Genomic DNA, 14,558 nt, shown 5'->3' with positions numbered 1-14,558 from the left:
GACGGGTGGGCCGAAAGCCTCAAACGCGCTGAAGTTGCAGTGTCTTTTCCGTGGTATCAGTGGCTCGAAAAAATTTCGGATCGGGGCACGGCCCCGGGCGCCGGCGGGTCAGCCGCCGTAATCCCGGTACCGTCCACATCCCAGCGCCTCCAGCAGGCGCAGCTGCGCGGTCTCGTGATCGGCGGCCTCGGCTTCGATCCAGTCGGCGAAGCGGCGCACCGCGCGGCGGTTCAGATGGCGCGGCGGGCAACACAGCCAATAGGTGGGAAAGTCGAGCGTGCCGAGTTCTGGCGCAAGCGGCACCAGCGCGCCAGCCTGAAGCTCGGCCATGGTCAGGGTCGCCGCCTCTAGCGCGACACCGAGCCTGTCCTGCGCCGCGCGGATCGACATCGACGACCGGTCGAAGCTGAGCCCGTGGCGATGGGGGACCCGCTCCAGCCCGTTGCCGTCCAGCCAGTCGCGCCAGCCGATCACGCCTTTGACCGAATGGATCAGCCGCAGGTTGGGCAGCGCCCCGGCCACCCCTGAGTGCGCCGCGTCCTGCGCCAGTTCCGGATGGCAGAGCGGCAGCACCCGGTCGGTGATCAGCGGCGTCGCACTCAGGCCCGGTGGCGGCGCGATGCCGTAGCGGATTTCGAGGTCCACGCTCTCCTTGTCGAAGTCGGTCAGTTCCGAAGTAGCGTCGACTCGCAGGTCGATTTCGGGGTGCGTGGTGATGAAGGCGCCCAGGCGGGGCGACAGCCAGCGCACGCCAAAACTGGGCGCCACGCGGATCACCAGCGACTGGTGCTCGCGCTTGCCGGCCACCCGCGCCCGCGCCCCGCGCAGCAGGCCCAGCGCCTCGGCGGCGGCGGCATAGTATTGTTCGCCGGCCTCGGTCAGCACCAGTTGCCGCTTGACCCGGCGAAACAGCGCCACGCCGAGGCTTTCCTCAAGCGTCTTGATCTGCTGGCTGACGGCAGAAGGCGACACCGCCAATTCCTCCGCCGCGAGGTTCACCCGCGACAGCCGCGCCGCGGCCTCGAAATAGAGCACCGCGTTCAGGTTGGGGGGCCGTGCCATGGGTCGTCCTTCGCCTTTCCGGGCGGAGACTGGCACAGTGCGGTCGGGGTGTTAAGCCCGGCTTGACGGCTCAGTCCGCGCTGAGGATGACGAAGTGCTTTTCGCAGGTCTCCAAGACCTCCCAGAAGCCGCGGAACCCGTTGGGGATCAGGAAGCTGCTGCCGGCTTCGAAGTCCTGCCGCGTCCCGTCTTCGTGGATCAGCGCGCAGCGCCCGCTGAGGATGTAGCAGTATTCGTCACGCCCGCCGAAGGCCTTCCAGCGCCCCGGAGTGGAAACCCATGTGCCCGCCTTCAGCCGCCCGCCGCCGCCGGTGTAAAGCATCCCGATCCGCTGTTCGGGGTCGCCCTCGGTCACCCGTCCGGGTTCGTCGGCCAAGCGGCGTTCGCTGGTGTCGGCGGCGGGCTGGTGCAGGTCGATGACGTGGCTCATGCGGCGTTCTCCCGCGTGTCGGTTTCGCCTGCGTCCGCCTGCGCGGCGGTGACCGCGATCATGTGCAGGATGTCCTCGGACGAACAGCCGCGCGACAGGTCGTTGGCGGGTTTCGCCAGCCCTTGCAGGATCGGGCCGATGGCCCGCGCCCCGCCGACACGCTGCGCGATCTTGTAGGCGATGTTGCCGCTTTCGAGGTTGGGGAAGACGAAGACGTTGGCCAGCCCCTCCAGCGGGGAATCTGCGGCCTTGGTCGAGGCGACCAGCGGCTCGAACGCCGCGTCGAACTGCAATTCGCCGTCGATGATCAGCGCGGGGTCCGCCGCGCGCGCCATCTCGGTCGCCTTTGAGACCTTGGACACCGACGGGTGGCTGGCGCTGCCCCGGGTCGAGAAGGACAGCATGGCGACGCGCGGTGTCTCGCCGGTCAGGGCGGCCAGCGACCGGGCCGAGGCGCGGGCGATCTCGGCCATTTCGCCGGCGTCGGGGTCGATCACCAGCCCGCTGTCGGCAAAGACATGCGCGCCCTTGCGCTGGTGGTACTGCTCGCAGAACAGCATCAGGAAGAAGCTCGACACCAGCTTGGTGCCGGGCGCGGTTCCGATCACCTGGATCGCGGTGCGCACGATTTCGGCCGTGGTGGCGACTGCGCCGCCGATGGTGCCGTCGGCATGGCCGGTGGCGACAAGGCAGGCGGCGAAGACATGCGGATCGCGCAGCGCGTCGCCGGCGGCCTCTTCGGTCATGCCCTTGTGCTTGCGGCGTTCGTGCAGATACGCGGCCAGCTCGGGCAGCAGGGGTGAGCTGGCGGGATCGTGCAGCTCCACCCCTTCCGGCGACAGCCCGGCGTCGGCAAAGCCGCAGCGGATCGCCTTTTTCGGGCCGACCAGCAGCGGACGGGCAATGGCCTTGTCCCGTGCCTCGGCGGCGGCGGCGATGACGCGGGGATCGGCACCCTCGCTCAGCACGATGCGGCGGTTCGAGCGGGCGGCGTTGGCAAGCAGCATTTCAAGCGGTTTCATGTCGGGTCTCCGTCAGAGGATCATCACGCCGCCCAGCACCAGCAGGGCGATAAACAGGGTTTCGGCGACGATCAGGGCAATCGCCTGCCCGCCGACGTCGAGGATGCGCTTGAGCGAGGTCTTCATGCCGACGGCCGCGATCGAGATCAGCAACGCCCAGCGGGAAAGGCCCGCCATGGCGTCCGACACCTGCGCCGGGATCAGCCCGAAGGAATTCAGCGTCGCGAAGATCAGGAAGCCCACCACGAAGACCGGCAGCAGCGGCGGGCGTTTGCCGTCGCCCTCGCCGGGCGCATAGCGGCGCACGAGGACCGAAATCACCAGCACCACCGGCGCCAGCATCGCCACGCGGATCAGTTTCACCAGCGTCGCCACCTCGCCGGCCTCGTCCGAGACCGAGAAGCCCGCGCCGACCACCTGCGCCACGTCGTGGATGGTCCCGCCGAGGAAGACACCGGCCACCTGATCGGAGAAGTCGAAGCTCTGCGCGAGGATCGGATAGGCGATCATGGCGATGGTCGACAGCACGGTGACCGAAAGCACCGTGAAGATCAGGTTGCGCTCGGAATGTTCGTTGCGCGGCAGCACGGCCGAGATCGCCATGGCGGCCGACGCGCCGCAGATCGCGACGGACCCGCCGGTCAGAACGCCGAAGCGCCAGCCGCGGCCCAGCAGACGGGCACCGGCAAGGCCGAAGAGGATGGTGAACACCACACCGGCGATGACCAGACCGATCAGCTCGGCGCCGAGGCCCACCATCAGCTCGGCGCTGACCCGCACGCCCAGAAGTGCCACGCCGAAGCGCAGCACCGACCGGGCGGTGAATTCGATACCGGGCTTGCAGGGGCCTTCCTCGGCCAGAAAGTGCAGCGCGATGCCCAGAAGCAGCGCCATCAGCATGGCCGGCGCGCCGTAATGCTCGGAAATAAACTGCGCGGCCACGGCGACAACCGTGGCGACGAGGAAGCCGTGCAGCTTCGGCTGCACCAGCACGCGGAACGCGGCGAGGGGGGAACGGGTGGCAATGGCCGTCTGCATGGCTGTCCTCATGATTTGAATGGGGTCCCGGCCCCCGCGTAGGAGGCCGGGAGGGTGGTCTTACTCCGCCGCCAGACGCACCGGCGCGGCCATGTCATCGGCGCTGATGCCGGCAACCTCGACCGGTTTCTTCATCGCGTCGCGGCGGAAGGGATCGCCCAGCTCCTGGTTGATCATCGCCTCGATCAGCGTGGTGGTGCCGTTCTCCATCTGCTCCTTGATGGCGGTGTTCAGCGCCTCGGTCAGCTCTTCCATGGTGCGCGCCACGACGCCCTTCAGCCCGCAGGCATTGGCGATCCCGGCATAGCTCACCTCGGTGTCCAGCTCGGTGCCGACGAAGTTGTCGTCGAACCAGAGGGTCGAGTTGCGCTTCTCTGCGCCCCACTGGTAGTTGCGGAACACGATCTGGGTGATGCCCGGCCATTCGCCACGGCCGATGGCGGTCAGCTCGTTCACCGCGATGCCGAAGGCGCCGTCACCGGCGAACCCCACGACCGGAACGTCGGGACGGCCGATCTTGGCGCCGACGATGGCCGGCAGGCCATAGCCGCAGGGACCGAACAGGCCGGGGGCGAGGTACTTGCGACCCTCTTCGAAGTCCGGGTAGGCGTTGCCGATGGCGCAGTTGTTGCCGATGTCGGACGAGATGATCGCCTCTTTCGGCAGCGCTGCGGAAATGGCGCGCCACGCCATGCGGGGGCTCATCCAGTCGGGTTTGGCTTCACGCGCACGCTCGTTCCAGGTGGTGCCGGGATCGTCCTGCTCGTGATCCATGCTGGACAGTTGCTGCGCCCACTTCGACTTGGTCTCCGCGATGCGGTTCTTGCGCTCTTCGCGGCCCTCGTCACCGGCATTGTCGCTCAGTTGCGACAGGATGCCCTTGGCCACCTTGGCGGCGTCACCGACGATGCCCACCGAAACCTTCTTGGTCAGGCCGATGCGGTCGGGGTTGATGTCGACCTGGATGATCTTGGCGTCAGTCGGCCAGTAATCCATGCCATAGCCCGGCAGCGTCGAGAACGGGTTCAGGCGGGTGCCGAGGCAGAGCACCACGTCGGCTTGGCTGATCAGCTCCATCCCGGCTTTCGAGCCGTTGTAGCCCAACGGACCGGCGAACAGCGGGTGCGAACCGGGGAAGGCGTCGTTGTGCTGGTAGCCGACGCAGACCGGCGCGGTCAGGCGCTCGGCCAGTTCCTTGGATGCGGTGATGCCGCCCTTGGACAGGACGACGCCCGCGCCGTTCAGGATCACCGGGTTCTTCGCGTTCGAGATCAGCTCCGCCGCCTTCTCGATCGAGGTCTCGCCGCCGGGCGAGGCTTCGAATTCGATCGGGTCGGGCAGTTCGATGTCGATCACCTGGGTCCAGAAGTCGCGCGGAATGTTCAGCTGCGCGGGGCCGGACAGACGCTTGGCCTGCGCGATCACGCGGGTCAGCACCTCGGCGACGCGGCTCGGGTCACGCACTTCTTCCTGATAGGCCACCATGTCCTCGAACAGTTTCATCTGCTCGACTTCCTGGAAACCGCCCTGACCGATGGTCTTGTTGGCGGCCTGCGGCGTCACCAGCAGCAGCGGGGTGTGGTTCCAGTAGGCGGTTTTGACGGCGGTGACGAAGTTGGTGATGCCGGGGCCGTTCTGCGCGATCATCATCGACATTTCGCCGGTGGCGCGGGTGTAGCCGTCGGCCATCATGCCTGCGCTGCCTTCGTGCGCGCAGTCCCAGAACTGGATGCCGGCGCGGGGGAAGAGGTCGGAAATCGGCATCATGGCCGAACCGATGATGCCAAAGGCGTGACGGATGCCGTGGCGCTGGAGAACCTTGACGAAGGCTTCTTCGGTGGTCATTTTCATGGGGATAACTCCTTGGAAAGTCTTGAATTTTCGGGGTTGGCTGGGGGGTTAGAGTTTCTCGTCGCGGAGGTGATACCAGACGTAGGCCATACGCTGGCCCAGCCGGCGGAACGGTGTCAGCAGCCCGTGGCTGGGCAGCGCCGAGTTGAAGATCGGCAGGTCGGGCGTTCTCTGCCCGGCGATCAGTTGCGCCATGCGGCGGCCCGCCTGGGCCGAATACATCACGCCGTTGCCGCCATAGCCCATCGCGTAGAAGATGCGCTCGCCCTCCTGTGCGCGGGTGATGCGGGGCATCATGTCGTGGCTGACATCGACCCAGCCCCACCACGAATAATCGAGGCTGATGCCCTCGAGCGCGGGAAACTTCCGCGCCAGACCGGCGCGCAGCATCGCCAGATGCTTCTCGTTCTCGGCGTCGCGACCGGTGACGGCGCTGCGCGATCCGATCTGCATCCGGTTGTCGGGCAGCAGGCGGTAGTAGTGGCGCAGGGTCCGCGTGTCGGTCAGCGGCGATTTCGTCCGGATGCCGCAGGCCTCCAGTTCGTCCTCGGTCAGTACCCGCGTCACCATCGAGTTCGACAGGATCGGCATCAGCCGGTGACGGGTGCGCTTGTGCAGCCCCACCGGAGTGTATCCGGCGGTGGCGATGGCGACGGTCTTGGTGCGCACCACTCCGCCGGGTGTGCGCAGGTAGTGCCATTCGCCGCGCTTCTGCCAGCCGGTTACCGGGCTCGCGGTATGCACCCGCGCGCCCAGCCGCCGCGCCATGCGCAGATAGCCGAAGGCCAGCTTGGCGGCGTGGATGCAGGTGCCGTCGGGTTCCCACAGGGCGCCGGCGGCCTCCTGGTCCTTGACGTGGGCCTCGTGCAGCTCCTCACGGCCGAGGATTTTCGCGCCGTAGCCGAAGGTCTCGTTCAGCACCGCGCATTCCTTGCGGAGACCGGCCATCACTTTGGGCCGGTGGGCGATGTAGTAATGACCGCCCGGCTGCGGATCGCAGTTGATGTCGTCGTCGGCGATCAGGTCCTCGAACAACTCGAAGGCCTCGGCCACCTCGGCGTGCATGCCGCGCGCCACGTCGACGCCCCAGCGCTTGATCCACTGCGACCGCTTCAGCCGCCCGGACGAGATCTGCGCCTGCCCGCCGTTGCGGGTGGAACAGCCCCAGGCCACCGTGTTGGCCTCCAGCACCACCGGCGTCATGCCGTGGTCCTTCGCCAGATGGATCGCCGTCGACAGCCCGGTATAACCCGAGCCGATGACGACCACCTCGGCCTCCATGTCGGCCACGACCGGGCCGTCATCGGCGGGCGGCGGGCCGGCGGTGCCGATCCAATAGGTGGGCGCGAATTCCCGGTTGTGGCCGGGTCCCGCGTCCTGGATCGGATCGTACTTGGGGTCATAGCTGGCCTTGGGCCAGGACAGGGGGATCGCACCATCAGGCATTTTATTGTCTCCTTCAGGGATGGCCGAAGCGGGCGGCGGGTATCAGGCCTTGAACGCGGGGCGCGCCTTGCGCAGCGCCTGCTTCACGACGATCTTGCCGTCAAACAGGGTGAACAGGTCGGCGCCCTCGGCCTCGACCCGCATGCCGTTGGCATCGGTGCCCGAGAAGGTCCATTCCGACACCGCGCGGTCGCCGTGCACGAAGTGCGAATGATGGTCCCAATGCGCGTCGGTCATGCCGGTCCAGACGGCACAGAACGCCTTGGCAATGGCCTCGGCGCCTTCGACCTTGGCACCGTACTTTTCGTCACCGCCGACGGTGTAGAACACGCAATCGTCGGCGAAGTGGGTCATCACGCCGTCGATGTCGTGACGGTTGAAGGCGTCGAAGGTGGCGGCCAGGTCGTCGGCGGTCAGGGTCTTTTCAAGCGTGGTGGTCATGTCAGGGCCTTTCATTTGGCGGGTGTTTCGGCGTCGTCCCGGAACGGGACGATCAGCGTGGGAATGTCGGAGCGGCGCAGCACGCGTTTGGCCACGGTGCCGAGGAAGGTGTGCGACAGCCCATGGTCCTGTGCGCCCATCACGATCAGGTCGCAGCCCAGTTCGCGGGCGCGGCGCAGGATCACCTCGGCGGGATAGCCGTCGGTCACCTCGATGCTGGTCACCTGGTCGCGCACCTTGCGGTCCTCGTCGTCGAGCGCGGCCCAGAACCGGTTCTGCCGTTCCTGCAACACTTGGCGCACCATCTCGTGCCGGCGTTTCTGCGCGGCCTGGCGCGAGCCTTCGTTGGTCACGAACAGCTCAAATGTGATCTGCGCGTCCTCGGACACCGGCTCGTTCACGTGCAGCACGTGGATGTCGGCGCCCATGGCCAGGGCGATGCTGGCGGTCTTCTTCAGCGCGTAGGTCGAATTCTTCGACAGGTTGGTGGCGAAGAGGATGTTGGTGACGGACGGTTGCATCATGCTCCTCCTCAGTAACCCAAGAGCCGCGGCAGCCAGAGCGACAGCTCGGGCACGAAGGCGATGATGAAGATCGCGATGGTGTTGATCGCGGCGAAGGGCAGCGCGCGGAGCGAGATTTCCTCGATCGAGATGTTCGAGATACCCGAGGCAATGAAAAGGTTCTCGCCCAGTGGCGGGGTCTGGAACCCGATGCCGAGCGCGCAGACCATGACCACGCCGAAGTGGATCGGGTCGATCCCCACCGAATAGGCCACCGGCAGCATCACCGGCACAAGGATCAGGATGGTCGCCAGTGTCTCCATGAACATGCCAACGAACAGCAGGAAGAAGATGATCAGCGCCCAGATGATGTAGATGTTGGTGGTCAGGTCCAGCATCGCATCGGCGATCATCGCGGGGATCTGGTTTTCCACCAACAGCCGGCCGAATACGGTGGCGGTAAACAGGATCAGCAGCACCCGCCCGGTCAGCCACGTCGTCGCCTCGAGCGACTGGAACAGCGATTTCCAGGTCAGTTCGCGGTAGATCACGACGCCGACGAACAGCGTATAGGCAATGGCGACGATGGCGGCTTCGGTCGGGGTGAAGAACCCTGTATAGATGCCGCCCAGGATCACCAGCGGCGCCATCAGCGACCAGAAGCCCCTGTAAAGCTGGGTGGTGATCAGGCCCATCGACCAGCCCTCGGCATTGCCGGAATAGCCGCGCTTCTTGGACAGCATGAAATTCATCAGCAGCAGCGATCCGGCGATCAGGAAGGCGGGCACGAACCCGGCAATGAACAGCTTGGAGATCGACACCGACTGAAAGGTGCCGTGTTCGGCCACGGCCTCAGGCGGGGGGATCATGCCGAGGGCGGCGATGCCGAAGATGACCATCGGGATCGACGGCGGAATGACGATGCCCAGGCCCCCGGAAGAGGCGGTAACCGCCGAGGCGAAGCCCTTGTCGTAGCCGCGGTTGATCATCGCCGGGATCATCAGCATGCCGACGGCGGCGGTGGTGGCCGGGCCCGAGCCCGAGATCGCGCCGAAGAACAGGCAGGCCATGACGGTGGCGGCGGAAATACCGCCGGTGAACGGCCCGGCAAAGCTCTCGGCCACGTCGATCAGCCGTTTCGAAATGCCGGCGGCCTCCATCAGCGCCCCGGCCAGGATGAAGGCGGGCAGCGCCATCAGCGGGAAGGACCCCACGGAGGTAAAGGCGATCTGCACGAACTTGATCGGGTTGTCGCCGAGGATCACGAAAGAGATCAGCGACGACACCCCCAGCGCCACGGTGATCGGGGCGCCGATCAGCAGCAGCAGCAGGAACGAGCCGAAGAGGATGGTGGTGATTTCGCCTTCCATGGATCAGGCCCCCGCTTTAACGTTGTCGGATTTGATCGCGTCAAGGTCGATCTGGTCGGGATCGGCGACCTCTTCGCCCTTGATGAGCTTGATGTAATTGACCTGAAGGATGCGGATGGTCATCAGCGCAAAGGCGATGGGCAGAACGGCGTAGATGTATTTCATCTCGATGCCCAAGGTCTGGCTTTTCCAGAACTTGTTCATCTTGTTGAACACGAAGTCGTAGCTGAGCCAGATGAAGGTCGCGTTGAACGCCAGCCAGAACAGGTCGGCGAAAGCCTCGACATACTTGATCTTGCAGGGCGGCAGGAAACGGAACTGGAAGGTCACCCGGTTGTGCGCGCCCTTCAGCGCGGCATAGCTGGCCCCGAAATAGACGAACCAGACGAACATGTAGACGCTCAGCTCCTCGATCCACGAAAACGAATGGCCAAAGACCTCACGGGCGATGATCTGGACGAACAGCAGCAGCACGAAGCCGCTCAGCAGCGTCCGGCAGATGATGCTTTCGATGTTGTTGAAGGCGCGGGCCAGCATGACGGGCACTCCTGGGGTGGTCGGAGAAGCGCACTGAGGCGCTTCTCCGGTCGGTCGGTCGGTCAGTCGGTTGGGGAGGGGGATCAGTTGGTGACCGGCTCGCGACCGATTTCGCCAAGGGCGGCGTTCAGCTTTTCGACACCGCCGATGGAGTCGTAGAATTGCGGCCAGACGGCCTGGGTGGCGAGGTCGATGAACTCCTGCTCGCCGTTGGCCGGATCGACGATCTCCATGCCGCGCTCGGTGAGCACCTTCTTGATCTCGTCTTCCTGGTCGCGCAGGTACTGCTCCGAATATTCGGTGGCTTTCTGGCCAGCCGTCAGAACTGCCTGCTGCTCTTCTTCGGAAAGGCTCTGGAACACCGCTTCCGACACCACCAGCGGCTCGATCGAGAACAGATAGCGCAGGTTGGTGACGTGGTCCTGCACCTCGTCGAACTTCATCGAGTAGACGGTGATGTAGGGGTTGTCCTGCCCGTCGACGACGCCGGTCTGAAGGCCCGCGAAGGTTTCGGACCATGCCATCGGGGTCGGGTTCACGCCCCAGGCCTTGTAGGTGGCGATCATGATTTCATTTTTGGGCACGCGGATCACCAGGTCCTGAAGGTCGGCCACGGTGGTCACCGGTTTCTTCGAGTTCGTCAGCACGCGGAAGCCCGAGTAGGCCCAGCCGACGATGCGCACGCCGCTGTCGCGGATAGTGTTTTCCACCAGTTCCTGACCCACCGGGCCCTGCGTCAGCGTCACCGCGTCCTCAAGGCTGAGGATCATGTAGGGCAGCGTCAGCACGCCGACCGAGGGCGAGAACGGCGTCACGTTGTTGATCGCGAGGATCGAGAAGTCGAGCAGGCCCATGGCAGCGTCGTTCACGGTGTCCTGCTCGGACCCAAGCTGGCCGTTGAGGAACAGCGTGCCGCTGTGTGCGCCGCCGGTTTCCTCTTCCAGCGCCGCGATGAACGCCTTGCCGAGCGCTTCCTGCGTCCCGCCCGCGCCGTCACCGACGGCGATCTTGAAATCCTTGGCCATGGCCGGTGCGGCGGCGATCAGTGCAGCCAGCGATGCGGCGGTGCCGAGGCGGGCGAGGGTGTTGAAAAAGCGCATGGGGTCCTCCCGAAGGGTATATCAATTCTGCTTCGGGCCTCCCTGCCCTGAAGCAATGACCGCATCCCTAGCTTGTGTGAAAGCGTCGAAAAATGTACGAGGATCGAAGCAAGGTTTCACGAACAGGAAACGTTTCCCGATGGCCCGCCAGCTTCTCATCCCACAAATCGGCAATGCCGATCTGAAATTGCTTCGTATCTTCAAGGCGGTATCGGAATGCGGCGGGCTTTCCGCAGCGGAAACCGAGCTCAACATCGGCCGCTCGACCATTTCCAAGAATATCTCGGACCTCGAACATCGGCTGGGCATGCGGCTCTGCAACCGGGGACCTGCAGGATTCTTCCTGACCGACGAAGGCGCGCGGGTGCTGCGCGCGACCCAGGATCTGCTCGATTCGGTAGCCGATTTCCGCACCCGCGTGAACGAGGTGCGTCAGAAACTGGTCGGCACCCTGCGGCTGGCGGTCTTCGATCAGTGCATCTCGAATCCCGAGGCGCACCTGAGCAGCGCCATCCGGGCCTTTTCCGAACGCGCCCCCGATGTCGACCTCGAATTGTCGATGCTGCCGCCCAACCTGATCGAGACCCGCCTGCACGAGGGCCAGCTCGACATCGGCATCGTCGCCATGCACCGCCCCGCGCCCGGATTCGATTACATGCCGGTCCACGGCGAGGACATGTTCCTCTATTGCGGGCGCGATCATCCGTTCTTCGACCGTTCCGAGGACGACCTGACCGTCAAGGACGTGCGCAAGGCGCGTTATGCCGGCATCGCCTTTAACTCGCCTAACCTGCAATACGGCCAGGCGCTCGACATGCAGCCCCGCGCCGTGGTGCAGAGCGAGACGATGCTGGCCGTGCTGGTGCTGTCGGGCCGATACGTCGGCTTCATGCCCGATCACATGATGGCGCCCTACGAGGCGGCAGGCGACGTGCGCCGCGTGCTGCCCGGCACCATCCGCTATCGCACCGCCTTCGCCGCCGCCACCCGCCGCGCGCCCGAGCCCAACCGCCTGACCCGCGTCTTCCTGCGCATCCTCAAGGAGCAGTCGCCCGAGGCATGAGGCGGGAAAATCCGTCAACGGATTTTCACCGATCCATCGATGGATCGGCGTCCGCGCAAGATCGCACTGGCGCGACTCCCTGACGCTGGCTATGACTTGCCTCCCGACCACGAGGAGCCTTCGCCTTGGACCAGACCGCCGACCGCATCGCCCGCACCATCGCCACCGAGATCGCCGCCAGCCCGCGACAGGTGGCCGCCGCCACCGCGCTACTCGACGAAGGTGCGACCGTTCCCTTTATCGCCCGCTACCGCAAGGAAGCCACCGGCGGACTGGACGACACGCAGTTGCGCAACCTCTCGGACCGGCTGGTCTACCTGCGCGAGATGGAAGCCCGCCGCGCCACCATCCTCGACAGCATCCGGTCGCAGGACAAGCTGACCGACGAGCTGGCGAAGAAGATCGCGCAGGCCGACAGCAAGGCGGTGCTGGAAGACATCTACCTGCCCTACAAGCCCAAGCGCCGCACCAAGGCGATGATCGCCCGCGAAAACGGGCTGGAGCCGCTGCTGCGCGCCATCATGGACGACCGCGGCGCCGATCCGGAACGGCTGGCCGAGGGTTACCTCGGTGAAAACGTCGAAACGGTGAAAGCCGCGTTGGAAGGGGCCCGCGACATCCTCGCCGAAGAGCTGACCGAAAACGCCGACCTGCTCGGTCGCCTCCGCGAGTTCATGCAGAACGAGGCGCTGGTGCTGGCCAAGGTCCAGAAGGGCAAAGAGGCCGAGGGTGCCAAGTTCTCCGACTATTTCGATCACCGGGAATCCTGGGCCAAGATCCCCGCGCATCGGGCGTTGGCCATCCTGCGGGCCTCGAAAGAGGGTATCCTGACCGTCTCGATCGAGCCGGACCCCGAGACCGGCACCGAACGCGCAACCGGCATCGTCGCCCGCGCCATCGGCATCCCCGGCGACGGTTCCGGCGACCGGTGGCTGCGCTCTGCCGCCGCCTGGACATGGCGCGTCAAGCTCAGCCTGACCATGTTCATGGACCTGCTCGCCGACCTGCGTCGCCGCGCCCATGACGAGGCGATCCGGGTGTTTTCCCGCAATCTCAAGGACCTGCTGCTCGCCGCCCCCGCCGGCGCCAAGCCGACCCTGGGCCTCGATCCCGGCATCCGCACCGGCGTCAAGGCCGCCGTGGTTGATGCCACCGGCAAGGTGCTGGACACCGCCACGCTCTATCCCTTCCCGCCGAAGCGCGATCTGCGCGGGTCCGAAGAACAGCTGCTCCACCTCGTCCGCAAGCACGGCGTGGAACTGATTGCCATCGGCAACGGCACCGCCAGCCGCGAGACCGAGAAATTCACCGCCGACACGCTCAAGATGCTGCCCGCTGGCCCGAAACCCACCACCGTCGTGGTCTCCGAGGCCGGTGCCTCGGTCTATTCCGCCAGCGAATTGGCAGCGAAGGAATTTCCCGATCTCGACGTGTCGCTGCGCGGCGCCGTCTCCATCGCTCGCCGTCTGCAGGACCCGCTGGCCGAACTGGTCAAGATCGCGCCCGAAAGCATCGGCGTCGGCCAGTACCAGCACGATGTCGACCAGCGCCAGCTGTCCCGCGCGCTGGAGGCCGTGGTCGAAGACGCCGTGAACGCCGTCGGCGTCGATCTCAACACCGCCTCCGCCCCGCTCTTGGCGCATGTCGCGGGCCTCGGGCCGCGCCTGGCCGAGGCCATCGTCGCCCACCGCGACGCCGCCGGCGCCTTCGCCTCGCGCAAGGCGCTGCTCAAGGTGGCGGGCGTCGGCCCCAAGGCCTTTGAGCAAAGCGCCGGCTTCCTGCGCATCCGCGACGGGAAAGAGCCGCTGGACGCCTCGTCGGTTCACCCCGAGGCCTATGACGTCGCCCGCCGCATCGTGAAGGCCTGCGGCCGCGATATCCGCCAGATCATGGGGCAGGAGCAGATCCTCAAGTCCATCCGCGCCGAGGATTTCGTCGATGCCAGCTTTGGCCTGCCCACGGTGCAGGACATCCTGTCGGAATTGCAGAAACCCGGCCGCGACCCGCGCCCCGAATTCAAGACCGCCAGCTTCGCCGAAGGGATCAACGAGATCACCGACCTCAAGCCCGGCATGTCGCTGGAGGGCACCGTGACGAACGTCGCGGCCTTCGGCGCCTTCGTCGACATCGGCGTGCATCAGGACGGGTTGGTCCACGTCAGCCAGTTGGCCGACCGTTTCGTCAAGGACCCGCACGAGGTGGTCAAGGCCGGCGACGTGGTGCGCGTCCGGGTGACCGAGGTCGACGTGCCGCGCAAGCGCATCGGCCTGACCATGCGCAAGGACGGCGGCGGCAAGCGCGACCAGCAACCCCGCGACAAGCCGCAACAGCGCGGCAAGGGCCCTGCCTTCAAGAGCAAGCCGCAGCGCTCCGAGACCCCCGGCGCGCTGGGTGCGGCCTTGCAGGACGCGTTCAGGAAGCGCTGAGGGGGACTATTGGACGCCCGTGCGCACTATCGGAACGGGATCAGCGGACCATCTCGACTGGGCGCCCCGCGCGGAATCAAGGGCGAAGCCCGCCGCGCAATCGCCGACCTCCCCCCGGGGAGGCGATAAGGCGGCGAAGCGCGACGGTCCGAGGGTCTACGGCAACTGGGACATAAAGTGGCTTGCACCATCGTCGCTTCGCCACCCCGAGGTCGGCGACTGCGCGGCTCGACGTTCAGACGAAGCCAAAGCGGTGCGTGAGATCACGC

13 protein-coding genes are annotated in these 14,558 nt (G+C 66.0%); 2 read left to right on the top strand and 11 right to left on the bottom strand.

Features of this window, described 5'->3' with window-relative positions; translation table 11 throughout:
• Positions 1 to 108 precede the first annotated feature (108 nt).
• From AC04PT_RS18990 to AC04PT_RS18940, 11 genes are all read right to left on the bottom strand, one after another.
• Positions 109 to 1,062 carry a LysR substrate-binding domain-containing protein gene (locus AC04PT_RS18990; protein WP_482875363.1) on the bottom strand — a complete coding sequence of 318 codons (954 nt, stop codon included), beginning with the start codon at positions 1,060 to 1,062 and terminating at the stop codon, positions 109 to 111.
• 70 nt (positions 1,063 to 1,132) lie between these two features.
• A complete protein-coding gene (locus AC04PT_RS18985) occupies positions 1,133 to 1,492 on the bottom strand; it encodes a cupin domain-containing protein (RefSeq protein WP_482875362.1) in 360 nt (119 codons plus the stop codon).
• Positions 1,489 to 2,514: a phosphate acetyltransferase gene (gene pta / locus AC04PT_RS18980; RefSeq protein WP_482875361.1), complete on the bottom strand. Its 1,026-nt coding sequence runs from the start codon at positions 2,512 to 2,514 to the stop codon at positions 1,489 to 1,491. The genes AC04PT_RS18985 and pta overlap by 4 nt, the downstream gene beginning before the upstream one ends.
• 12 nt (positions 2,515 to 2,526) lie before the next feature.
• Positions 2,527 to 3,552 carry a YeiH family protein gene (locus AC04PT_RS18975; protein ID WP_482875360.1) on the bottom strand — a complete coding sequence of 342 codons (1,026 nt, stop codon included), beginning with the start codon at positions 3,550 to 3,552 and terminating at the stop codon, positions 2,527 to 2,529.
• A gap of 60 nt (positions 3,553 to 3,612) precedes the next feature.
• Positions 3,613 to 5,403 carry a sulfoacetaldehyde acetyltransferase gene (xsc, locus tag AC04PT_RS18970; protein WP_482875359.1) on the bottom strand — a complete coding sequence of 597 codons (1,791 nt, stop codon included), beginning with the start codon at positions 5,401 to 5,403 and terminating at the stop codon, positions 3,613 to 3,615.
• A gap of 48 nt (positions 5,404 to 5,451) precedes the next feature.
• On the bottom strand, positions 5,452 to 6,849 hold the full coding sequence (locus AC04PT_RS18965) for an NAD(P)/FAD-dependent oxidoreductase (RefSeq protein WP_482875358.1): 1,398 nt from the start codon (positions 6,847 to 6,849) through the stop codon (positions 5,452 to 5,454).
• Between the two features lie 42 nt (positions 6,850 to 6,891).
• Positions 6,892 to 7,290: a nuclear transport factor 2 family protein gene (locus AC04PT_RS18960; protein WP_482875357.1), complete on the bottom strand. Its 399-nt coding sequence runs from the start codon at positions 7,288 to 7,290 to the stop codon at positions 6,892 to 6,894.
• 11 nt (positions 7,291 to 7,301) lie between these two features.
• The gene (locus AC04PT_RS18955) at positions 7,302 to 7,811 is read right to left on the bottom strand and encodes a universal stress protein (RefSeq protein ID WP_482875356.1); all 510 of its coding nucleotides are present in this window, start codon (positions 7,809 to 7,811) and stop codon (positions 7,302 to 7,304) included.
• 11 nt (positions 7,812 to 7,822) lie between these two features.
• The gene (locus AC04PT_RS18950) at positions 7,823 to 9,163 is read right to left on the bottom strand and encodes a TRAP transporter large permease (RefSeq protein ID WP_482875355.1); all 1,341 of its coding nucleotides are present in this window, start codon (positions 9,161 to 9,163) and stop codon (positions 7,823 to 7,825) included.
• 3 nt (positions 9,164 to 9,166) lie between these two features.
• Positions 9,167 to 9,700, bottom strand: coding sequence for a TRAP transporter small permease (locus AC04PT_RS18945; protein WP_482875354.1), 534 nt, complete (start codon positions 9,698 to 9,700; stop codon positions 9,167 to 9,169).
• Between the two features lie 83 nt (positions 9,701 to 9,783).
• Complete coding sequence (locus tag AC04PT_RS18940) at positions 9,784 to 10,800, bottom strand: TRAP transporter substrate-binding protein (protein ID WP_482875353.1); 1,017 nt, start codon at positions 10,798 to 10,800, stop codon at positions 9,784 to 9,786.
• A 139-nt stretch (positions 10,801 to 10,939) separates the two neighbouring features.
• Between AC04PT_RS18940 and AC04PT_RS18935 the strand changes: the two genes are divergently transcribed.
• Both AC04PT_RS18935 and AC04PT_RS18930 read left to right on the top strand, forming a co-directional pair.
• The gene (locus AC04PT_RS18935; protein WP_482875352.1) at positions 10,940 to 11,863 is read left to right on the top strand and encodes a LysR family transcriptional regulator; all 924 of its coding nucleotides are present in this window, start codon (positions 10,940 to 10,942) and stop codon (positions 11,861 to 11,863) included.
• A gap of 125 nt (positions 11,864 to 11,988) precedes the next feature.
• Complete coding sequence (locus tag AC04PT_RS18930; protein WP_482875351.1) at positions 11,989 to 14,289, top strand: Tex family protein; 2,301 nt, start codon at positions 11,989 to 11,991, stop codon at positions 14,287 to 14,289.
• Positions 14,290 to 14,558: the final 269 nt, after the last annotated feature.

The organism is Litorisediminivivens sp. KMU-197, assembly GCF_056858395.1.
Note: the sequence above shows the minus strand (reverse complement) of the source record. Positions and strands in the feature narration are given on the sequence as shown.

Excerpts from the sequence above, each read along its gene's own strand:
- AC04PT_RS18985 (WP_482875362.1), bottom strand. The coding sequence starts at position 1,492 with ATGAGCCACGTCATCGACCTGCACCAGCCCGCCGCCGACACCAGCGAA.
- AC04PT_RS18975 (WP_482875360.1), bottom strand. The coding sequence starts at position 3,552 with ATGCAGACGGCCATTGCCACCCGTTCCCCCCTCGCCGCGTTCCGCGTG.
- AC04PT_RS18935 (WP_482875352.1), top strand. The coding sequence starts at position 10,940 with ATGGCCCGCCAGCTTCTCATCCCACAAATCGGCAATGCCGATCTGAAA.
- xsc (WP_482875359.1), bottom strand. The coding sequence starts at position 5,403 with ATGAAAATGACCACCGAAGAAGCCTTCGTCAAGGTTCTCCAGCGCCAC.
- AC04PT_RS18990 (WP_482875363.1), bottom strand. The coding sequence starts at position 1,062 with ATGGCACGGCCCCCCAACCTGAACGCGGTGCTCTATTTCGAGGCCGCG.
- AC04PT_RS18950 (WP_482875355.1), bottom strand. The coding sequence starts at position 9,163 with ATGGAAGGCGAAATCACCACCATCCTCTTCGGCTCGTTCCTGCTGCTG.
- AC04PT_RS18940 (WP_482875353.1), bottom strand. The coding sequence starts at position 10,800 with ATGCGCTTTTTCAACACCCTCGCCCGCCTCGGCACCGCCGCATCGCTG.
- AC04PT_RS18955 (WP_482875356.1), bottom strand. The coding sequence starts at position 7,811 with ATGCAACCGTCCGTCACCAACATCCTCTTCGCCACCAACCTGTCGAAG.
- AC04PT_RS18960 (WP_482875357.1), bottom strand. The coding sequence starts at position 7,290 with ATGACCACCACGCTTGAAAAGACCCTGACCGCCGACGACCTGGCCGCC.
- AC04PT_RS18945 (WP_482875354.1), bottom strand. The coding sequence starts at position 9,700 with ATGCTGGCCCGCGCCTTCAACAACATCGAAAGCATCATCTGCCGGACG.
- pta (WP_482875361.1), bottom strand. The coding sequence starts at position 2,514 with ATGAAACCGCTTGAAATGCTGCTTGCCAACGCCGCCCGCTCGAACCGC.
- AC04PT_RS18965 (WP_482875358.1), bottom strand. The coding sequence starts at position 6,849 with ATGCCTGATGGTGCGATCCCCCTGTCCTGGCCCAAGGCCAGCTATGAC.